This window comes from Methylobacterium aquaticum (assembly GCF_016804325.1).
Lineage (GTDB): Bacteria > Pseudomonadota > Alphaproteobacteria > Rhizobiales > Beijerinckiaceae > Methylobacterium > Methylobacterium aquaticum_C.
On record NZ_CP043627.1, the window covers coordinates 2794779 to 2815401 of the forward strand.

General features: G+C 72.1%; 19 protein-coding genes and 1 pseudogene. 4 read left to right on the forward strand and 16 right to left on the reverse strand.

All coding sequences use genetic code 11. The features are described 5' to 3' along the window. Nucleotides 1-590 precede the first annotated feature (590 nt). Nucleotides 591-1814: a bifunctional 2-C-methyl-D-erythritol 4-phosphate cytidylyltransferase/2-C-methyl-D-erythritol 2,4-cyclodiphosphate synthase gene (locus tag F1D61_RS12695; RefSeq protein ID WP_432443260.1), complete on the forward strand. Its 1224-nt coding sequence runs from the start codon at nt 591-593 to the stop codon at nt 1812-1814. Further along, the gene (locus tag F1D61_RS12700) at nt 1811-2311 is read left to right on the forward strand and encodes a CinA family protein (protein WP_203159042.1); all 501 of its coding nucleotides are present in this window, start codon (nt 1811-1813) and stop codon (nt 2309-2311) included. Before F1D61_RS12695 ends, F1D61_RS12700 begins: the two co-directional genes overlap by 4 nt. Before the next feature lie 200 nt (nt 2312-2511). On the opposite strand, the gene F1D61_RS12705 is transcribed toward F1D61_RS12700, so the two are convergent. The 5 genes from F1D61_RS12705 to F1D61_RS12725 all read right to left on the reverse strand — a co-directional run bounded on the left by F1D61_RS12705 (nt 2512) and on the right by F1D61_RS12725 (nt 6885). Next, nucleotides 2512-3462, reverse strand: coding sequence for a bifunctional helix-turn-helix transcriptional regulator/GNAT family N-acetyltransferase (locus F1D61_RS12705; RefSeq protein WP_203158313.1), 951 nt, complete (start codon nt 3460-3462; stop codon nt 2512-2514). A gap of 46 nt (nt 3463-3508) precedes the next feature. After that, nucleotides 3509-3886 (reverse strand): response regulator, encoded by a 378-nt coding sequence (locus F1D61_RS12710; protein ID WP_203158315.1) that lies wholly within the window; start codon nt 3884-3886, stop codon nt 3509-3511. A 4-nt stretch (nt 3887-3890) separates the two neighbouring features. Beyond that, nucleotides 3891-5396 (reverse strand): RAD55 family ATPase, encoded by a 1506-nt coding sequence (locus tag F1D61_RS12715; protein WP_203158317.1) that lies wholly within the window; start codon nt 5394-5396, stop codon nt 3891-3893. 48 nt (nt 5397-5444) lie between these two features. Further along, nucleotides 5445-6233, reverse strand: coding sequence for a sensor histidine kinase (locus F1D61_RS12720; protein ID WP_203158319.1), 789 nt, complete (start codon nt 6231-6233; stop codon nt 5445-5447). Nucleotides 6234-6414: 181 nt separating this feature from the next. Beyond that, complete coding sequence (locus F1D61_RS12725; protein ID WP_203158321.1) at nt 6415-6885, reverse strand: hypothetical protein; 471 nt, start codon at nt 6883-6885, stop codon at nt 6415-6417. Nucleotides 6886-7488: 603 nt separating this feature from the next. On the opposite strand from F1D61_RS12725, the gene F1D61_RS12730 reads away from it, so the two are divergent. Continuing rightward, nucleotides 7489-9141 (forward strand): MFS transporter, encoded by a 1653-nt coding sequence (locus F1D61_RS12730; protein WP_203159043.1) that lies wholly within the window; start codon nt 7489-7491, stop codon nt 9139-9141. A 366-nt stretch (nt 9142-9507) separates the two neighbouring features. Here the strand turns inward: F1D61_RS12730 and F1D61_RS12735 are convergent, their stop codons facing one another. The 5 genes and pseudogenes from F1D61_RS12735 to F1D61_RS12750 all read right to left on the reverse strand — a co-directional run bounded on the left by F1D61_RS12735 (nt 9508) and on the right by F1D61_RS12750 (nt 14139). Next, on the reverse strand, nt 9508-9774 hold the full coding sequence (locus tag F1D61_RS12735) for a hypothetical protein (RefSeq protein ID WP_203158323.1): 267 nt from the start codon (nt 9772-9774) through the stop codon (nt 9508-9510). Nucleotides 9775-10108: 334 nt separating this feature from the next. Beyond that, nucleotides 10109-11323 carry an MFS transporter gene (locus tag F1D61_RS12740; protein WP_203159044.1) on the reverse strand — a complete coding sequence of 405 codons (1215 nt, stop codon included), beginning with the start codon at nt 11321-11323 and terminating at the stop codon, nt 10109-10111. A gap of 109 nt (nt 11324-11432) precedes the next feature. Further along, entirely contained in the window at nt 11433-12170 is a 738-nt protein-coding gene (locus F1D61_RS34130) for an ATP-binding cassette domain-containing protein (protein ID WP_246775847.1), read from the reverse strand. Continuing rightward, nucleotides 12161-12897 (reverse strand): annotated as a pseudogene (locus F1D61_RS34135) (ABC transporter permease). The gene F1D61_RS34130 and the pseudogene F1D61_RS34135 overlap by 10 nt, the downstream one beginning before the upstream one ends. 246 nt (nt 12898-13143) lie before the next feature. After that, complete coding sequence (locus tag F1D61_RS12750) at nt 13144-14139, reverse strand: ABC transporter substrate-binding protein (protein ID WP_203158324.1); 996 nt, start codon at nt 14137-14139, stop codon at nt 13144-13146. Between the two features lie 177 nt (nt 14140-14316). On the opposite strand from F1D61_RS12750, the gene F1D61_RS12755 reads away from it, so the two are divergent. Next, nucleotides 14317-14685 (forward strand): 4a-hydroxytetrahydrobiopterin dehydratase, encoded by a 369-nt coding sequence (locus F1D61_RS12755; protein WP_203158326.1) that lies wholly within the window; start codon nt 14317-14319, stop codon nt 14683-14685. Between the two features lie 10 nt (nt 14686-14695). On the opposite strand, the gene F1D61_RS12760 is transcribed toward F1D61_RS12755, so the two are convergent. The 6 genes from F1D61_RS12760 to F1D61_RS12780 all read right to left on the reverse strand — a co-directional run bounded on the left by F1D61_RS12760 (nt 14696) and on the right by F1D61_RS12780 (nt 20535). Next, entirely contained in the window at nt 14696-14917 is a 222-nt protein-coding gene (locus F1D61_RS12760) for a hypothetical protein (protein ID WP_203158328.1), read from the reverse strand. Between the two features lie 86 nt (nt 14918-15003). After that, nucleotides 15004-15855, reverse strand: coding sequence for a metallophosphoesterase (locus F1D61_RS12765; protein ID WP_203158330.1), 852 nt, complete (start codon nt 15853-15855; stop codon nt 15004-15006). 6 nt (nt 15856-15861) lie between these two features. Further along, a complete protein-coding gene (locus tag F1D61_RS12770; RefSeq protein WP_203158332.1) occupies nt 15862-16899 on the reverse strand; it encodes a DNA polymerase III subunit delta' in 1038 nt (345 codons plus the stop codon). Continuing rightward, nucleotides 16889-17575: a dTMP kinase gene (tmk, locus tag F1D61_RS34140; protein ID WP_246775848.1), complete on the reverse strand. Its 687-nt coding sequence runs from the start codon at nt 17573-17575 to the stop codon at nt 16889-16891. Before tmk ends, F1D61_RS12770 begins: the two co-directional genes overlap by 11 nt. Beyond that, a complete protein-coding gene (locus F1D61_RS34145) occupies nt 17572-18813 on the reverse strand; it encodes a D-alanyl-D-alanine carboxypeptidase family protein (protein ID WP_246775849.1) in 1242 nt (413 codons plus the stop codon). Before F1D61_RS34145 ends, tmk begins: the two co-directional genes overlap by 4 nt. A 417-nt stretch (nt 18814-19230) precedes the next feature. Beyond that, entirely contained in the window at nt 19231-20535 is a 1305-nt protein-coding gene (locus F1D61_RS12780) for a septal ring lytic transglycosylase RlpA family protein (RefSeq protein ID WP_203158336.1), read from the reverse strand. Nucleotides 20536-20623: the final 88 nt, after the last annotated feature.

The following is a 20623-nucleotide window of genomic DNA, read 5'->3' on the forward strand; positions in this document are numbered from 1 at the left end:
TTCCGCGCCGGCTCTCGCCTGTGCGGGGCAGGATAAGGGGGCATCGCGGCGGAATGGAAGCGGCGCCACCTGGTCTTCGCTGCGGTGCGGGATGGCTGACGGGTCCGAGCCACTGCGAGACGGATGTCGCTCGCCCGTGCCAGCCATAAAATGAGGTCGCTTTGGTTTGAGATCTCCAGAAAAATGCCGTGGCTCGCTCCGATCTTACAAAGTAGAGCGCATTCCCCTCTCCCGTGTGGGAAAGGGGTCAGGGGTGAGGGTGGCTCGGTTTCTGCAATAAGCCAGAACAGTCGAGCTGCGCAGCTCGACGCTCTCAGCTTCACACGGAAGCGCGCCACCCTCACCCCTACCCCTCTCCCACACGGGAGAGGGGATCCCGCGACTTCCTCGTACTCGGAAAATCGGGTGGATGCGGCATCATGCATCCTGTGCAACCCGGGGTCTCGGGTGTTGTGCAAACAGGCGCCGACTTGCCCGCAAGCACCCGCCCGCAGCGCGTGTTCTGTCCACGCGGCACTCCCCTTCCCCTGGTGCATTTGCCTCCCCCGGCTGCCCCGGCTAATGAGCGGGCAATCCCGGGAGCGACCTCTTTGACATTTCCCCAGATCGCCGCGGTGGTCGTCGCCGCGGGGCGCGGCATCCGCGTCGGCGGCGACACGCCCAAGCAATATCGCCGCGTCGGCGGCCAGGCGGTCCTGACCCGGACCCTGGCGGCGCTCGCCGCCCATCCGGGCATCACGCGGATCCAGGTGGTGATCGCCCCGGATGCGGCCGCCTTCTACGACGAGTGCCTGGACGACCTTCCCCCGGCGGCCCAGGCCAAGCTCGCCCGGCCGACCGAGGGCGGCGCCACCCGGCAGGCCTCGGTCCGGGCCGGGCTCGCGGCGCTCGCCCGTGAGGCGGCCCCCGATCTCGTGCTGGTGCACGATGCCGCCCGCCCCTTCGTCGATGCGGGCCTGATCGACCGGGCGATCGCGACGGCGCAGAGCCACGGCGCCGCGGTGCCGGGCGTGCCGGTCTCCGACACGATCAAGGTGGTCGAGCCGGACGGCCGGGTGCGCGAGACGCCGAAGCGCGAGGACTTGCGCGCGGTGCAGACCCCGCAGGCATTCCGCTTCGCCCTCCTGCACGAGGCGCACGGGCGCGCGGCGGCCGAGGGGCACGACGGCTTCACCGATGACGGGGCGCTCGCCGAATGGGCCGGCCTGCCGGTGGCGGTCTTCCCCGGAGACCTGCGCAACCGCAAGATCACCCAGGCCGCCGACCTCGTCGAGGCCGACCGCGCCTTCACGTCCCCCTCCGAGAGCGAACCCGCCATGACCCTCCTGACCCGCCTCGGCACCGGCTTCGACGTGCATGCCTTCACCGAGGGCGACCACGTCTGGCTCGGCGGCGTGCGCATCCCGGCCGATCGCGGCGTGCTCGCCCATTCGGACGGCGACGTGGTGCTGCACGCGCTCACCGACGCGATCCTCGGCGCGCTCGCCGACGGCGATATCGGCGTCCACTTCCCGCCGAGCGACCCGCGCTGGCGCGGCGCCTCCTCGGACCAGTTCCTCGCCGACGCGGTGCGCCGCGTGGCCGAGCGCGGCGGGGTGATCGACCACCTCGACATCACGGTGCTGGCCGAGGCGCCCCGGATCGGCGCCCATCGCGAGGCGATCCGCACCCGGATCGCCGAGATCGCAGGCGTGCCGCTCTCGGCGGTCTCGATCAAGGCGACCACGACGGAAAAGCTCGGCTTCGTCGGCCGGGCCGAGGGGCTGGCCGCCCAGGCGGCGGCCACCATCCGCCTGCCGGAGGCACGCGCCTGATGTTCGATGCCGCCCTCCTCACCCGGGCGAGCGTGCTGATCGCCGCCTATCGCGAGCGCCAGGCGCGCCTCGTCACCGCCGAATCCTGCACCGGCGGCCTCGTCGCCGCCCTGCTCACCGAGGTGGCGGGCTCGTCCCAGGTGGTGGAGCGCGGCTTCGTCACCTATTCCAACGAGGCGAAGGCCGAGATCCTCGGCGTCGACTTCAACCTGATCTCGGCCCACGGCGCGGTGAGCGAGCCGGTGGCCCGGGCGATGGCCGAAGGCGCGCTCGCCCATTCCCGCGCCGACGTGGCGCTCGCCATCACGGGCATCGCGGGGCCAAGCGGCGCCACGGCGACGAAACCCGTCGGCCTCGTCCATTTCGGTCTCGTCGCCGCCGGCCGGGCGACCCGGCACATCGAGCGCCGCTACGGCGATCTCGGCCGCTCCGAGGTCCGCCGCTGCGCCGTCGAGGATGCCTTGGGCTTCCTGGAGATGGCGCTGGAGAAGGTGTGAGGCTGCTGCCTGCGACGGCTTGCAGAATGGGCTCTTGGGTCGACACCACTCAGGGTCATCCCGGGGCCGCGTAGCGGAGCCCGGGATCCAGAACCGCTGATCGTGCAGAATAGAGCGGAGCACGTCTCGCTTCATCCTGGATAACCTGTGTGTCTGGATCCCGGGCTCCGCTGCGCGGCCCCGGGATGACTCGGCGGATGTCAGAACTGCTGGGCCGACGACGACAGATCCAGCACCCAGGTCTCCCCGACCAGGTCCTGCCCGAACGAGCGGTGCGGCGCGCTCTCGACCAGGCGAAATCCCGCCTCGGCGTAGATCCGCCGGGCGGCCGTGAGCACGTCGTTGGTCCACAACGTGAGCTGGGTGTAGCCGCGCGCCCGGGCGCCCGCGATGCAGGCCGCGGTCAGGCGCCGGCCGAGGCCCTGGCCGCGCGCCGAGGGCTCGACATAGAGCAGGCGCAGCTTTCCCACGGTTTCGGAAGCCGGCGCCAGGAACACGCTGCCCGTCACCTCGCCCGCCTGCTCGGCGATCCAGGCCCCGGCCCGCGCCGGATCGAAGTCGCGCACGAACCCGGCCAGGATCTCCGCCACCAGCGCCTCGAAGGTCAGGTCGAAGCCGTATTCGGTGGCGTAGAGCAGGCCCTGGCGGTGGGCGATCCAGCCGATGTCGCCGGGCCGCAGGTCCCTCACGATCGCCGGGTCCTCCGGGCGATCGCCGAGGAGCCGGCGCACCCGCGCCATCGCGCCGACCAGGGCCGACCGGTCGGCGGAGGGCAGCCGCGCCAGCAGCGCCTCGACCTCCGCCCGCGACGCCTCGTTCAGTGGCGCGAAGGCGGCCTGGCCCCCGGGCGTCAGGGCGAGGACCTGGCGCCGCCCGTCGCCGGCGGCGGTCCGGCGGGTCAGGAGGCCCTGCTCCTCGAAGCGCTTGAGCAGCCGGCTGAGATAGCCCGCATCGAGGCCGAGATCCTGGCCCAGCACCGAGGCGGTCAGGCCGTCGCGATGGGCGAGCTCGTAGAGCACCCGCGCCTCGGTGAGCGAGAAGGCGCTGCGGTGCAGCCCCTCCTCCAGAAGGCCGATCTGCCGGGTGTAGAACCGGCCGAAGGCCCGCATGTCCGCGACCATCGCCGCATCGACCATACTCTCGCGCACCATCGACCCGCCTCCCGTCCAGGACGGCAGGGTCGCCGAGATGATTGACTCAGTCAACTGTCTTCGGAGCGCCCGGCAGCAGGGCCGCCACGAGGTCGTGGACCTGCCGGATCCGGAACGGCTTGCGCAGGAAGGCGGCGTGGCCCGCGGCGCGCTCCCGCACGGTGGCTTCCGGCATCGAGCTCATGAGCACGACCGGGATGCCGCGCGTCTCCGGATCGCCGACGAGGGCGGCCAGCATCGCCGGCCCGTCCATCACCGGCATCATGAAGTCGAGGAAGATCAGGTCGGGCCGGGCGGCGGCGACGCGGGCGAGGCCCTGCCGGCCGTTGGCGGCGGTGGCCACCGTATGGCCGTCGTCGGACAGGACCGCGTCCAGCAATTCGGCGATGCCGAACTCGTCGTCCACGATGAGCACCGTCGCCACGGGCCTACTCCCCGCCGTGGCTCGATGCGTCGCGGTCGGCCAGGATCGCCTCGGCCCGCTCCGGTCCGTCGTCGATCGAGAGGCCGCCGGGGCGGATGTCGAAGACCCGCAGGCGCGGATCGATCCGGGCGTCCCGGGCCTTGGCGACGGCGACCAGGCGGTGGATGCCGGACCGCAGCACGCAGGCGCGCATCAGCACGACGTTCTCGGCGACGCTGGAGGTCTGCCGCAGGGAGGGGGCGCCCGAGGGAGCGTCGAGGAAGGTGCCGCGCAGGTCGGTCTCCCGGGTGTACATCGCCGTCACGCCCAGCGCCCTGAACTCCGCCGTGAGGGCGGCGAAGATGCGGACGATCCGGTCCTGATCTCCTGCGATCCGACACATCGCGTCCAGACCGTCGATGAACACGCGCCGGACCCCCCGGTTCCGGATCGTCCCCAGGAGATCGGTGCAGATCTCGTCGATCAGCCCCTCGGTGGCGGGCTGCCACAGGACCCCGACCCGGCCGTCCTCGATCATCCCGGCGACCGGCAGGTCGAGGGCCCGCGCCTTGGCGCGGATCGCCGCCGCGCTCTCGTAGAAGCCGCACAGCAGGCCCGGCGCCTCCGGGTCGGCGCCGAGGAATTGCAGGCCGAGCGTGGTCTTGCCGATGCCCGAGGGACCGCCGACGAGGGTCGTGGAGTGGCGCGGCAGGCCGCCGCCCAGCATCGCGTCGAGGGCGGGCGACCCGCTGGCGAGCGGGGGCCCCTCGACGTGGTCGCGCCGGCTCGGCAGCCGCAACCGGGCCTCGATGCGCGGAAACACCCGGATTCCGTCTTCGGTGATGCGAAAGCTGTGATGCCCGCGCAGGAAGCCGCTGCCGCGGAACTTGCGCACCTCCAGCGCGCGCTCCGCCCGCCAGCCGGTCTGCCGGCTCGACAGGGCGATGAGGCCGTCCACCATCGTGTGCTCGGCCGCCACCAGGTCGGCCCCGGCCGAGGCGCTGGTGAGGAGGAGCGCGGTGACGCCGGTGGCGGCGGCCTGGGTCTGCAATTCGTGGATGAAGGTCTTGAATTCGAGGGTCGAGGCGGCGGTCTCCTCCGCCGCCACCAGGCCGTCGAGGACGACGAGGCTCGCCTCGCGCACCGCGATCTCCCGGCGCAGCAGGGTCAGGAGGCCGGCCAGCCCCTCGTCCTGGAGGGTACGGAAGGCGCTCAAGTAGGTGATCCGGTCGGGGATCAGGCCGGCCCGGAAGAAGCCGAGCGGCGCGATGTGGCCGAGCATCCGCGCATGGCTCTCGGCGAGCAGCGTGACGTAGAGCGCCCGGTTCTCCGGCGAGGCGCCGGCATGCGTGTAGCAGGCGTGGTTGCCGAAGATGGTCTTGCCCGAACCCGGCGTGCCCTGGACGATGTAGACGCCGCCGCGGAACAGCCCGCCGCCGAGGATGTCGTCGAGGCCGGCGATTCCCGTCGGAACCCGCTCCAGCTCGCCATAGGCCCCGGCCTGTCCCATGCTGGGTTCCGCCCCCGTCATGTCGTACTCTCTCGCCGGCTCTGAGGCTGTTCGCGATCGTCGATCGCCTTACGCGTGGAGGGGAAGCGTTACCGTGAAGGTCGCGCCTTCGCCAGGGCGACTGTCGAGGGCGACGCCGCCCTCCATCGCCTCGGCGAGGCGGCGCACCAGCCACAGGCCGACCCCGAAGCCGGCCGGCGCCTGGCTCGGATCCCCCACCGCCCGCTCGAAGCGCTCGAAGATCCGGGCCTGGTCGGACGGCGCGATGCCGATGCCGCGGTCGCTCACCCGGATCCGCGCCACGGCACCGTCCCGCAGGCCGGAGACCGTGATCGCGCTGCCGTCGCCGTACTTGATCGCGTTGGTGACCAGGTTGTCGAGGATCTGGTCGAGGGCGAGGCGCTCGCAGGACAGCACCAGGTCGTCCGGCACCGTGACGGTGATCGCGCTGCCGGCATGGGCCGCCATCGGGCGCAGGGACGCCACCACCTCCTCCACCACCTCGGCCAGCGGCACGGGGGCGGCGAGCAAGGCGAGCTGCCCGGCCTGGACCCGGGACACGTCGAGGAGGGTCGTCGCCCGGCGGACATAGCGCTCGACGAGCCAGCGCAGCTGCACCAGCCCCTGCGCCACCCGTCCCTCCGGCGCCTCGCGCTCGGCGGTCGCCAGCAGGCGCTCGACCTGGCCGAGGATCGGGGTCATCGGGTTGCGCAATTCGTGCGCCACGCCGGCCAGGAACGCGTCGCGCTCGGCGAGCGCCCGGCGCAAGGTCTCGACCTCCCGGCGCAAGGTGGCGGCCTCGTCCCGATCGGGCGAGGCGGCGTCGGCCGGAGCGGGACCGTCGGCGCGCAGCCTCATCGGTTCGCGCAAGCGCCCGGCCGCCCGATGCGAGCGGGGATCCGGCTCTGCGGGATCGGAGCGGGGTGCGAGGTCGGCATCACCGCCACGGCATAACAAATCGCAACCCGGCAGGCGAGCGCCCGCGACCGTGCCCGCGGGCGCCATGCCGGGTCCTGCGTCCTACCGCCGCGGTGTGCCTCTATCGCCGCGGCGCCTGGACCGACACCACCCGGGCGCCGCCGACCTGGCGCTCGCCGCCATTGATGACGTAGAGGACCGGATCGGCCTTCGGCTGGGGCGGGATGCCGGCGACGGTCGGGACGCCGTAGGTGCCCTCGCCCCAGGCGGACGGCACCAGCTCGCTCGGCCGCGGCAGCTTGAAATACGGCTCGGCGACGAGGCCGGGTTCGAGGACGCCGTTCGCGCCGTAGAGGCCCAGCGGCGCGGCGAAGGTGGTGCCGCCATAGGCGGCGAGCCGCCGGCCGTGAAACGCTCCGCCCCGGCCGTGCCGCCCGCGGATGTCGTAGATCGCCGCGCGACCGCCCTGAACCGGCGCGACCGCGACATGGGAACGCGCGCCCGGGCCCCCGGGGCCGCGCAACGGCTGCGCCTCGGCGCCGGCACCCACCAGGGTGGCGGCGAGGGTGAGGACGATCAGGTCGCGACGCATGATGTGTCTTCCCGGCTCCCGGCATTAGCAGGGATCAATGCCGGGTGGGGCATCCTCGTTCCCCATGGAGAGCCGCGCCAGCCGTGGCAGAGTGCGGATGCTTGTGAGCGCCACTGTCGCTGGTTGGTGTTTCGAGAGTTGCTCGCGATTCAAGTTAGATAATCGAATATCCGCATGTAGTTTGCATGAATTATTATACGTATAAAATTGTAAGTAAATCGGCGATTCTAATCATTCGAGATGAGATTGTTTTTGCTTCCGGAATCTGTTTCCGATCCGATTGGACCACTCGCGCTCCGCCATGCCCATCCCCTACAGAAGTCTCACGACCTAAGTCTCACGACGAATTGTCGGATGGGCTGCGAGGCACGGCTGGCTTAACGATTCGTGTCAGCGGCGGATTACGTGCGAGCGGGCGGTTTCAATCCCCCTGCCCGGCGACAGGCGCCGCCGCACACCCGGTTCACACCCAACGCGACGATCCCGACGCGGCGAAGATTCGCGCGGGCGGCGCGTCCCTGATGGAAACGCTCCCCAAGAGGAGGACACCCCCCCATGGCAAGCTCAGCCGCCCTCGGGAAAGCCGGCGATGCCGCGCGCCCGATGACGCGCGAGGAGAAGAAGGTCATCCTGGCCTCCTCCCTCGGCACCGTCTTCGAGTGGTACGACTTCTACCTCTACGGTTCGCTCGCCGGCATCATCGGCGCGCAGTTCTTCTCGTCCTACCCGCCGGCGACCCGGGACATCTTCGCGCTGCTCGCCTTCGCGGCGGGCTTCCTGGTGCGGCCGTTCGGCGCCCTGGTGTTCGGGCGCGTCGGCGACATCGTCGGGCGCAAATACACCTTCCTCGTCACCATCCTGATCATGGGCCTGTCGACCTTCATCGTCGGCATCCTGCCCAACGCCGCGCAGATCGGCATCGCGGCGCCGATCATCCTGATCGTGCTGCGCCTCGCGCAAGGCCTCGCCCTCGGCGGCGAGTACGGGGGTGCCGCGACCTACGTCGCCGAGCATGCCCCGCAGGGACGGCGCGGCTTCTACACCAGCTGGATCCAGACGACCGCGACGCTCGGCCTGTTCCTGTCGCTGGTGGTGATCCTGGCGGTGCGCTCCTTCACCGGCGAGGCCGCCTTCGCCGAATGGGGCTGGCGCATCCCGTTCCTGGTCTCGGTGCTCTTGCTCGGCATCTCGCTCTGGATCCGTCTCCAGCTCAGCGAATCGCCGGCCTTCCAGCGCATGAAGGAAGAGGGCAAGACCTCGAAGGCTCCGCTGACCGAGGCCTTCGGCCAGTGGCGCAATGCCAAGATCGCTCTCATCGCGCTGCTCGGCCTCGTCGCCGGCCAGGGCGTGGTCTGGTACACGGGCCAGTTCTACGCCCTGTTCTTCCTGCAATCGATCCTGAAGGTCGACGGCTATACCGCGAACCTCCTGATCGCCTGGGCGCTGCTGCTAGGCACCGGCTTCTTCGTGGTGTTCGGCTGGCTCTCGGACAAGATCGGCCGTAAGCCGATCATCCTGGCCGGCTGCCTGATCGCGGCGCTGAGCTTCTTCCCGGTGTTCAAGCAGATCACCACGCTCGCCAACCCGGCCCTCGAGAAGGCGATCGAGACCGTCAAGGTGACCGTGGTGGCCGATCCGGCCCAGTGCGGCAGCCTGTTCAACCCCGTCGGCACCCGGGTGTTCTCGGCGCCGTGCGATCTGGCCCGCGACTACCTGGCCAAGTCCTCGGTGCGCTACGCCACCGAGGCCGCGCCGGCCGGCCAGCCGACGGTCGTGCGGATCAACGGCACCGAGGTCCCGTTCGCGGCGGGCGCCCCGGCGGTGGAGTTCAACAAGGCGGCGGCGACCGCGCTCCAGGCGGCGGGCTACCCGAAGGCGGGCGACGCGCAGGTCGTCAAGATGGCGAACCCGTTCGACATCTTCCGGCCGCAGGTGGCCGGCGTGATCGGGCTGCTCTTCGTCCTCGTGCTCTTCGTCACGATGGTCTACGGCCCGATCGCCGCGGCCCTGGTCGAGCTGTTCCCGACCCGGATCCGCTACACCTCGATGTCCCTGCCCTACCATATCGGCAACGGCTGGTTCGGCGGCCTGCTGCCCGCCACCGCCTTCGCGATGGTGGCCCAGACCGGCGACATCTATTACGGCCTCTGGTACCCGATCGTCATCGCGCTGATGACCTTCGTGCTCGGCCTGCTGCTGGTGCCCGAGACCAAGGACCGGGACATCTTCGACGACCGGGACACCGCGACCCACTGAGTCGAGGATGATGGAATCAAGAGGGGCGCCCGCGGCGGAGGCTGCGGGCGCCCTTTCTTCGTGTTTGCCTGAACTTGCCCGATCGGGCCGGCGAGGTTTCATCCCCTCCGCGTCATTCCGGGGCCGCGTAGCGGAGCCCGGAATCCAGAACCGCGGATGGTGTTGAATGAAGCGGAGACCGTTTCGTTGTCTCCTGGAACTCCTGAGTGTCTGGAGCCCGGGCTCCGCTGTCGCGGCCCCGGAATGACCCTGAGAGGTTCAAGACCGTTGGGTCGAGCCGGGCACGATGCGAAACGAAGCGTTGCCTCGAACGACGAAGGCCCGCCTCACCGAGACGGGCCTCAAAAACAGGTCGGTCCGATGCGATCACCGGCAGATCGTCACCCGCCGCACGATCCAGCCTTCGCCGTCGACGAACAGCTTCTTGCGCGAGGTCGAGCACTGGGCGTCGTCGGCCTCCGTGGCGGGCGCGGTCACGCTCGCCGTCGCGGCGACGTCGCGGGCGGGGGCCGCTGCGGCCTTCGGCGCCTTGTCGACCGCGGGTGCGGCGCTCGCGCAGAGCGGGGCGCCGGCCGTGGCCAGGGCGGCCAGAACGGCGAGCAGGGGCAGTCGGGCGCAGGAACGCGCACGCATGATCGGTGATCCCATCGGTTGAAGGCCGTGCGGCACGTCCGGCGACGTCGCTCCGGGGCCGCTCTCTCTTGCCATGGATAAGTCGCCAAGGCTCGAAGAGTTGCGTTCCCGAAGCGTGTCGGTTGAGAAAACGGTAAACACGGGGGTGCGACGCCGCGGTGACATTTCGCACCGTGGTGCCGAGATCACACGAGCGGCGGGGTCGGACCGACCCTGGATTGGCGATCCCGCCCGGTTGGACTGCACCGTACTTCGAACGTCCGGCGCCCCGACGGGTTCCTGACGCAGTGTCGCCGAGATGATCCGGGCCTCGACTGGCCTGGTCTGTCGTCCTTCAGGCCAGCGCCTGCCGCCCCTGCCCCGCCCGGCGCTGCACCAGCCAGAGCGAGATCGCGACGTTGAGCAGGTTCCAGCCGATTCCGTTGGCGAAGGCCGCCGCGTAGGAGCCGCTGAGATCGAAGATCACGCCCGACAGCCAGCCGCCGAGCGCCATGCCGAACAGGGTCGCCATCAGGACGACGCCGACCCGGCCGCCGGCCTCGCTCGCCGGGAACAGCTCGCGCACGATGATCGCGTAGGCCGGGACGATGCCGCCCTGGAACAGGCCGAACAGGGCCGAGATCACGTAGAGCGAGGTCAGCCCGTCGAAGGCGAGGTAGAGCAGCAGCGCCACGCCCTGGAGCACCGAGCCGACCAGCAAGGTCGGCAAGCCCCCGATCCGGTCGGCGAGGAAGCCCGAGGCGATCCGGCTGACGATGCCGAAGCCGAGCATCAGGGACAGCATCTCGGCGCCGCGGGCGACGCCGTAGCCGAGATCGCCGCAATAGGCGACGATGTGGACCTGCGGCATCGACATGGCGACGCAGCAGGCGAGCCCCGCCACGACCAGCAGTCCCTGGAGGACGGAAGGCGGCAGGCCGAGCGTGCCGCCCGCCCCCGAAGGCCGGACGCGTTCCACCGCCTGGACCGGCGGGCGCCGGCGCATCAGCAGGGCGAGCGGCAGCATCGTGGCGAGGCAGAACAGGCCGATGCCGGCTTGCGTGGCGCGCCAGCCGTAATCCGACACCGCGTGCTGGACGAGCGGCGGCCAGATCGTGCCGGCGAGGTAGTTGCCCGCGGCGCAGACCGAGACCGCGATGCCGCGCCGGCGCGCGAACCACAGCGAGATGTCGGCCATCAGGGGCCCGAAGGCGGCGGACGAGCCGAGGAGCCCGATCAGGATCCCGTGCGCCAGCGCGAACTGCCACAGGCTGGTCGAGAGCGCGGTGGCGCCGTAGCCGAGGAACAGGCAGATCCCGCCGAGCACCAGCGGCGCCAGGATGCCGAACCGGTCGGCGAGCTTGCCCATCAGCACGCCGCCGAAGGCGAAGCCGACCATCGTGAGGGTGTAGGGCAAGGCGGCGGCCCCCCGGGCGGCGCCGAACTCCGCCTGCACGGCGGGCAGAACCACCACCACCGACCACATGCCGACGCCCCCGATGGTGGAGAGCAGCACGGCGACGACGAGGCGGCGCCACGAGGCAGTGGAATCGAGCCCGTCGGCGGGCATCGCTGGGGTCGGCACGGGCGCGTCCTCGAATCTTATGGCTTTGCCCGTGCTGTAGCAGCCGGGTGGGCCGGCGAGGAGCGATCCGGGTGCAACCCCTGCCCGCTTCGCGTCACCCCTCCGCGACCGTTCCGGGATACTTTGCCGAGAGGTCCCGCCGCATCGCCTCCATCCAGTCGCGCCCGCGCCCGGCCCTGGGCGTCCGGATCGGCACGTCCGCCACCAGGCTCGCCGGGCGGCCGGAGAGCAGCAGCAGCCGGTCGGCCACGGCGAGCGCCTCGGGCACGTTGTGGGTCACCATCAGCACCGCCGCGCCGCGGGAGGCCGCGCTGCCGAACACCGCCGCGCGCAACGAGGCCGCCGCGGCGTCGTCGAGGGAGACGAAGGGCTCGTCGAGGACGAGGAGGCCCGGCGCCAGGGCGAGGGCGCGAGCGAGCGCGACCCGCCGGGCCATGCCGAGCGACAGCGCCCGGGGGTAGCGCCCGCGCCAGGGGCCGAGGCCGAGTTCCTCGAACAGGGCGTCCAGGCCCTGCCCGCGCTCGCCCCGCGGCAGGGAGAGGCGCACGTTCTCCTCGACGGTCCGCCAGGGCAGCAGCCGCGGCTCCTGGAACACCATGCCGATGCGCAAATCCGGGCGGGTGGCGAGCGCGCCCTCGAAATCGCGGTCGAGGCCGAGCAGGATGCGCAGGGTGGTGGTCTTGCCCGCCCCCGACGGGCCGATCAGGCAGAGCGTTTCCCCCGCCCGGACCGTGACGGCGAGGTCGCGCACCGCCTCGACCGGCTCGGCCCCGTCCGGGCGGTAGACCTTGCGGCGGACCGTCAGGGTGAGGAGGGTATCGGTCAGCGCCATCGGCGGGCCCGGGCGTCGAGGGCTGGAGCAGCAGGGCGTCGACCGCCAGCATCACCGCGCTGAACACGAGGCTGTAGCCGATCAGCGCCGCGACGTCGAAGAGCTGGAAATAATACGAGATGGCGTAGCCGACGCCGTTCGGCCGGCCGAGCAGCTCGACCACCAGCACGATCTTCCAGGCGAGCGACACGCCGGAGCGGGCGGCCGCCACCGCGAAGGGTTCGAGCTGGGGCAGGAGCACGTGGCGGATCCAGGTGCGGCGGTCGTACCGGAAGGCCTGGGCCATCTCCTCGAGGCCCGGATCGAGCCCGCGGGCGCCCTCGCGCAGGATCACCGCGACGTTCGGCATCTTGTTGAGCGCCACCGCCAGGATCGCCGCGGTCTCGGTCAGGCCGAGCCAGATATAGGCGAGCACCGTGATGATCAGCGCCGGGGTGTTGAGGAGCACGAGCAGCGGCGTGTCGAGGAGCTGGTCGGCGGTTCGCGAGCGGCCAAGCGCGATGCCGAGCACCGCCCCCGTCGCCATGGCGAGGCAGAACGAGGCGACGACCCGCCACAGCGTGATGCCGATGTTGCGCAGGAGGTCGCCGGAGGCCGCCTCCCGCGCCACGAAGGCCGCCACCGCCTCCGGCGACGGCAGGGTGCGGGGATCGACGACGCGGCTCGCCAGCCACCAGCAGGCCAGCAGCAGGACGAGGGATCCGAGGCGGGCGAGGAGGGCCGTCAAGCGAGCCGCCTCACGATCGGGCGGCCGACCCGTTCCACCCTCGCCTCTCCCACCCGCGACCTCATCCTGAGGTGCTGGGCGATCGGAGATCGCATAGCCTCGAAGGAGGGCTCCAGGGATCGCAGGGATGTCTGGAACCCTCCTTCGAGGTCAGTCGATCGTCGATCGACCGACACCTCAGGATGAGGTCGCGGGCGGGAGGGAATGAGCGTGACCCTGTGCGCCGGAGAGGGCCTGCCGTGTCGCTCAGCCATTCGGCCCGCCATCCCAGTACAGCCCCTCCGGCAGGGTCGTGGCCGCGCCGACCAGGCGCTCGCCGCCGAGCCGCGCCAGCACCGCGTAGAGGCGTTCGGCATCCGCGCGCTCGGCCGCCGCCTTCCGGCGCGGGATGCCCTCCAGGAAGGCACGCTTGAGGGTGGCGTAGGTCGCCTCGTCCTCCGCCGCCATCAGCGGGCGCACGGGCGCCCAGGCCGCATCGTTCGCGGCGAGCGCCTGCTTGGCCTTGGACGAGGCCCGGGCGAAGCCCGCCACGGTGTGGGGCTGGCGCTGCAGCAGCGCCTCGTCGAAGACGTAGCCGAGGAGCGCGATCGGGCCCGTGACCCCGAAGGCCTCGGCGATGCCGTCGGCGCCGATCAGGCGGCGGAAGCCCCGCGCCTCGAGCCGGGCGCAGAAGGTCCAGTACAGGAGCGCGGCGTCGAGCTCGCCCGATTCGAGCTTGCGCATCAGGAGCGGCGGCGCGCCGAAGACGGGTTGGGCCGCGCGCTCCAGGTCGAGCCCGTCCTTCTCGCGGGCGCGGGCCCGCAGGAGCAGCCAGTTCTTGTCGAGCGGGCCTCCCGCCACCCCGAGGCGCTTGCCGGCGAGATCGGCCACCGAGCGCAGGGCGCTGCCTCCCGGCACCATCAGGGCGCCCTCGGTCGAGGAATAGGGCAGGAACTTCACCGCCCGGCCCTCCGCCCGCAGGCGCGCGGCCCAGAGCAGGTCGGAGACGATGGTGTCGACCTGGCCGCCCTGGAAGGCGATGCGGGCGGCGTCGCTCCCGGCGAGCCGCACGCCCTCGAGGGACAGCCCCTCGGCCGCGTCGATCCCCTCCGCCTTGATCACCGCCGCCTCCCACGAGACGGTGCCGAACGGCAGCAATCCGACCTTCAGGCTGGCCTGCGCGGAGGTCGTCTGGCCTGCGGCCCCCCGGAGGGCGAGCGGCCACAGCCCGGCCGCCGCCATCAATCCGCGCCGTGAGAGCATGGGCCCCCTCCTCCTGTCCGGCCGGTTCGTCCGGCCTGGGTGCCGACCGTTGTCGCCGAGAGAGGTAGGCGGTGCGGTCGGCGGCGTCCACCGCTTGCGCGTCGGCGCGTGAGGCCGCACCCTGGGCGGGTCCGCCGCCGCGGTCACTTGTACTCTCGTCGGGACGATGACGACGCCATGCCGAAAGACCAGGTTCTCAGCCCCGACGCGATCGCCGCCCGCCTCGCCGACCTGCCGGCCTGGACGGAGGCCGACGGCTGGATCACCCGCACCTACCGGACGAACAGCTGGAAGGGCACCCTGATGGTGATCAACACCGTCGGCCACCTCGCCGAGGCGGCCTGGCACCACCCGGACCTCACCGCTTCTTACGCCTGGGTCGAGGTGCGGCTCACCACCCACTCGGCCAAGGGCCTGACCGAGAAGGATTTTGCGTTGGCGAGGAAGATCGAGGAGGTGGTCGGCTGGCAGCCGGGGCTGGAGGGAGGGGCGCTGGAGGGCACGCCGAGCGACCCGCGCTTCGCCTACATCAAGCACGACCGGTAGCGGCGGCCCGTCACCCGCCCGTCTTCACTCGCCGGCAGAGCGTCTTCAGGTAGGCCGTCCGCCCCACCCCCTCGCGGACCTCCGAGCGGGCGATGATCTCCTGCCAGCCCGTCGCGCAGCCGATCTCGCTCGCGACCTTGGTCTTGAACACGTCGGTGGCATTGGCCTCCTCGCACTCCTGCACCGGGACCGTGTTGGCGCAGATCAGCACCACCGCCAGGAAGCCGTTCATGATCCGCATCCTCCGCCGAGACGGGTCATGATGGGGCGCGGCGGCGCGACGCCAACCTGTGCCTTAGGGCCCCCCGGATTCCCGTCTCAGGCCGGAACCGCCGCCACCTGCTCCGGATCGAAGCTGCGGCCCTCGACCGGGTTGGACAGGCAGCGCGTGCCGTACAGCGCGAGGTCGTGGGCGGCGTGGAAGTGGCCGGAGATCCAGAGGGCCGGCCGGTGGGCATCGGGCAGGTCGGCGAGCAGGGTGGTGGCGTAGAAGGCCGGCACCCACCAGGGCACGCCGGGGGCGTCGCGAAACCGGTCGGCGGCCTCCGCGATCGGCGGGTGGTGGGTGACCGCGACGGTCGGGCCCGGATGCGGCCGTGCGAAAGCCGCCATCAGGGCGGCCCGGTCGGCGGCGTGGGCCTCCATCGCGGCCTGCGGCGTCCAGGGCGTGCCGTCGCCCCGGCGGATCGCCCGGTATTCCCGCGAGCCGGTCGCCGGATCGGTCATGTGGGCGGCGGCATAGGCCACCGGGTCGTCGGGCCGGTCGGGGGTGTCGGGCGACAGCCAGCGCCCGGCGAGCCGCCAGTCGCTCCACAGGGTGGCGCCGACGAAGCGCACGCCGTCGATGACGCGAGCCTCGCCGCCTTCGAGCAGCACCACGCGCTCGCGGGAGGCCTCCCGGTTGATCGCCTCCACCCCGGCCCGGAGCGCCGCCAGCAGGTCCGGGGCGGTGCGGGGATCGCCGGCCGGCGCGTAGCGCTCGTGGTTGCCCGGCACCAGCACCACCGGCCGCTCGCCGGCGAGATGCAGCAGCGCGGAGAGCCCCCGTTCCGGCTCGCCCTCCCAGACGTCGCCGGCGCAGACCATCACGTCGAAGGGTTGGCTCGGGGGCGGCACGGCGGCCAGCGGCCGGCGCTCGAGATGCAGGTCGGAGAGCGGGAAGAGGCGCATGGGGCTTCAGAGGCCGAACAGGGACAGCACCACCGGCCGCCGGTCGAGGTTGTAGACCTGCGCCTCCCGGGCGGCCTTGGCGGCGCGCTCGGCGGCATCGGCCAAAGCCGCGAGGCGGGAGGGTGGCTCGCCCTGGCGGTGCTCGATCTCGGCGGCGAGGCGGCGTTGCACCGTGTCGAGGGCGGTGACGTAGAGCCCGTCGGCGTCGCGGCCGGCAAGCCGTTCGGCGAGCTTCAGGGCCCGGCGCCAATCCGGCCGGTCGCCCTGGTCCATCAGCGACTCGACCTCGTCGACCACCCCGATCGTGTCGGGATCGAGGAGGTCGAGGGCGCGGGCGACCGAGCCCTCGCTCAAGGACGCCGCCCGCTCGATCAGCTCCGGCGGTCTGCCGGCCTGCTGCGGTCCGAGGCTCCGCAGCACCCGGGCCACCTCCCCGGTCGCCAGGGGCTTGAGGGCGAGGCGGCGGCAGCGCGAGCGGATGGTGGGGAGCAGGCGCCCGGGGGCGTGGCTGACGATCAGGAACAGCGAGCGCGGCGGCGGCTCCTCGATCACCTTCAGGAGCGCGTTGGCGCTGGCGAGGTTCAGTTCGTCGGCGCAGTCGACGATGCAGATCCGGTAGCCCGCATCGGCCGAGGTGGCCGAGAAGAGATGGAGGGCGCGGCGCGCCGCGTCGACGCCGATCTGGGTCGGCACGGTCTTGGCTCCCGGCGCCTTCTGGCGGCGCAGCAGCACGAGGTTGGGGTGCGACAGGCCGGCGACCTGGCGCGCGACCGTGTGGCCGGGCGGCAGCGCCAGGCTGTCGGGCGTTCCCGCCCCGTCGCCGCGGGCGAGGAGATGGCGGGCGACCCGGAAGGCGAGCGTCGCCTTGCCGATGCCCTTCGGGCCGCCGATGAGCCAGGCATGGTGCAGCCGTCCGGCGCCGATCGCCTCGCGGAACGCCCGCTCGGCCGCCTCCTGGCCGAGGAGGTCGGTCTGCTCGCGCGGGCGCGGCACGCCCGGGATCTCGCCCGGTTCGAGGTCGTCGTCTCTCGTCTCAGGCGGCATCGGAGTGATCCCGGACGAGGTGCGGCAGGCGCGACGCCACCGCCGCGCGGATCGCCTGCGCGACGGCGTCGGGCGCGTCTTGCGCATCGATGACGACGCAGCGCGCCGGCTCGGCCGCCGCGATGGCGAGGAAGGCCGCCCGCAGGCGCTGGTGGAAGCTCAACGCCTCGGCCTCGAACCGGTCGGGGCCCTGGGCGCGGTCGCGCCGGCGCGCCCGGGCGAGCCCGATCTCGGGGGGAAGGTCGAGGATCAGGGTCAGGTCGGGCCGGGTCGCCCCCACCACCACCCGCTCCAGGGCGGCCAGGGTCTCGGCATCGACCCCGCCGGCGGCGCCCTGATAGGCCCGGGTCGAATCGCTGAAGCGGTCGCACAGCACGATCGCGCCGCGGGCGAGGCCCGGGCGAATCAGGGTCGCGAGGTGGTCGAGGCGGGCGGCGGCGAACAGCAGCGCCTCGGCGAAGGGGCCGTAGGGCTTGGCGATGCCCGACAGCACCGCGCCGCGGATCCGCTCGGCCCGGGGCGAGCCGCCGGGCTCGCGGGTGGTCACCACCTCGCGGGGGCCGTCCGCGCCGGTGCGCAGCCAGGTCGCGAGGCGCGCGATCTGGGTCGACTTGCCGGCGCCCTCGCCGCCCTCGAAGGTGATGAAGCACCCTGCCGTCGTGGGAGCCTCGCTCACGACTTGCTGGTGATCCGGCTGAGGGCCTGGCGGAACCAGCCGGTGCCGACCTCCATGGCCGCGTCGAGGGCGCGCTGGGTCATGGTGCCGGCGGGCACCGCTTCGGCGGTGTAGAGCGGCATGTCGAGCACCACCTGCTCGCCGCGGGTGACCTTGAGCCGGCCGACCTCGCGGCCCTCCTCCACCGGGGCGGTCAGCGGGCCCTGGTAGGTCGCCCGCGCCACCAGCCGGTCGCTGTTGCCCCGCGGCAGCATCAGGCGCACCGGCTTCCTCGTGACGAGGGGCACCCGGCCCTTCTCGCCCCCGAAGGTCTCGGCCTCCGCCACGGTCTCGCCGGCATTGAAGACCTGGCGCGCCTCGAAGGCGCGAAAGCCCCATTCGATCAGCTTGCGCGACTCCGCGGCGCGGTCGCGGGCGGTCTTGAGGCCGCTCACCACCAGGACCAGGCGCTGGCCGTTCTGCACCGCCGAGCCGGTCAGGCCGTAGCCGGATTCCTCGAGGTAGCCGGTCTTCAGCCCGTCGGCGCCGATGTCGAGGGCGAGCAGCGGGTTGCGGTTCTGCTGGCGGATCTTGTTCCAGGTGAATTCGCGCTCGGCGAAGAGCTTGTAGTTCTCCGGATAGGCCTCGATCAGGTGGATGGCGAGCCGGGCCATGTCGCGGGCCGTCACCTTCTGGTCGGGAGCCGAGTAGCCGGTGGCGTTGCGGAAGGTCGAGCGCTCGAGCCCGATCTCCTTCGCGTGCCGGTTCATGATCTGGGCGAAGTTGTCCTCGGTGCCGGCGACGCCCTCGGCCGCGGCGATCGCCGCGTCGTTGCCGGATTGCACGACGATGCCGCGCAGCAGGTCGGGCAGCTTCACCTTGCTGTTGAGCTGGGCGAACATCGACGAGCCGCCGCCCCCGGCCCCGCCGCGGCGCCAGGCATTCTCGCTGATGGTGAACTCGGTGTCGGGGCCGAGCTTGCCCTTGCGCATCTCGTCGAACAGCACCTCGACGGTCATCAGCTTGGCCATGCTGGCCGGCGAGAACGGCTCGTCGGCGCCTTTCTCGAACAGGACCGCGCCGGTATCGGCATCGATCAGGATCGCGTGCGGCGCGAGCGTCTGGAAGGCGGGATTCTGGGCGGCTTGCGCGCGTGCGTCGGAAGCCGCCAGCTGGGCCCCGAGGAAGGCCGCCAGGGCCAGGGCGGCGGCCCGGCGCGCAAGCGCCCTGCCCGCTCCGGTGGTCGCTGTCACACGCATGAACCTGCCGCCTTGCCGCTACCGCTCGAAACCCCGGCCGATCGGGACACCTGCCGGCCGGGACGTTTGCTGCACTTTGCCGCTCCGCTCGGGCCCGCGCAACCGCGCCTGTGCCGCAGTGCGGGATGGGGAACCGTTTCGGGTGTGGAAGGCGGCGAGACGACAATGTGGTGTCACGGTGCTGCCGAGGCTGGCAGAACCGCGCCGCCCGCCCACATCCATCGATTCATCCCACCCGCGACCTCATCCTGAGGTGTTAGTCGATTGAAAATCGACTAACCTCGAAGGAGGGCTCCAGGAATCTCGGAGATTTCTGGAGCCCTCCTTCGAGGCTCACTGCGTTCGCACCTCAGGATGAGGTTATGGGTGGGATACCGGTGACCTCCGCTATCCCACGGCCGGAGGCCGCCCCGGCCCTCAATACATCCCCGCCACCTTCGACCGCGGCGGTGCACCGGGCTTGTGGCCGGTCGGCTTGGCATCCTCCCGGTCGCCCTTCTGGGCGCCGGCGAGGCGGAGCGGCGGCGCGATCGGCAGCGGGCCGGTCTTCGCGATGATCGTCGTCTGCGCGGCCTTCCCCTTGGCCGGCCCGGCTGCGGCATGCATCGCCTGGGCGAGCGAGGCGCGGTCGGTCGCGGGGTGGCCGGCATAGGCCAGGGCCTGGCTCGGCGGGGCCGGGCGGCGGGCCGGGGCGGCGGGCGCCTGCTGCGCGTGCGCCGGCATCGAGGCAGGCATGGAGGCAGGCTTGGCAGCGCGGGGCGCGGCGAGGCCGGGATTCAGGCCCTCGATGGCGGCCATGCGGACGGGCGCCGGAGCGACGGCCCGGACCGGCGCCGGGACGGGCCTCGCCGGTGCCTCGGCCAGCCGGACCGGCGCAGGCTGGCGCACCGGGCGGCGGATCTCCGGCTCGGCCTCGGCGACCTGCACCGGCGCGACGACCCGCGGCTTCTCGACGATCGGCCGCACCGGCTCCGCTTCAGGCTGGCGGAACGCGAAGGGCTTCGCGTCCTCGCCCGCATCCGCCACCATGATGTTGGCGCCCATCGGCGAGCCGGCCGGCGTCCCGTCGGTGCGCAGGGTCGCCATCAGCTTGCGGTCGTCGCTGCCGCCGACCGAGGCCTTGCCGACATACTCGACCCGGACCTTCGTGGTGCCGCGGCGGCGGAAATCCAGGGCCTCGGCCACCGCCTGCGACACGTCCATCAGCCGGTCGGCGTGGTAGGGCCCGCGGTCGTTGACCCGCACCACCATCGAGTGGCCGTTCTGCAGGTTGGTGACCCGGGCATAGCTCGGCAGCGGCAGGGTCGGGTGGGCTGCGGCGACCGAGAAGCGGTCGAAGATCTCGCCGTTGGCGGTCTGGCGGCCGTGGAAGGCGGTGCCGTACCAGGAGGCCAGGCCCTCGCGCACGTAGCCCCGGGCATCCTGGCGCGGCACGTAGGTGCGGCCGGCCACCACGTAGGGCTTGCCGGTCATCTGCCGGCCGCCGCCCTTGGGGATCTTGTCGTTCTCGCCGTAGAGCCGCGGGCTCGCGGCGACGCCGTATTTCGGATCGATCTCGCGGCCGCCACTGCGCACCGCCAGGTTCTTGGGCGTCGGTCCGGCGCAATTGGCCGCCGCGAGCGCGATGCCCGCCACCGCGGCCCACTTGACGACCGGCACAGGCCGGAGGGCCCCCCGCTCCGTTACCGGGCGCGGAGAACCGCTCTTCGAAGATCCCGCCATCGATCCCTCGGATCCCGTGCCGCCCGGGCCGCCTTCGAGCCCGGAAGGGCTGGAAGGCGGGCCGCGGGGCCGCACAGGGTTACGCTGC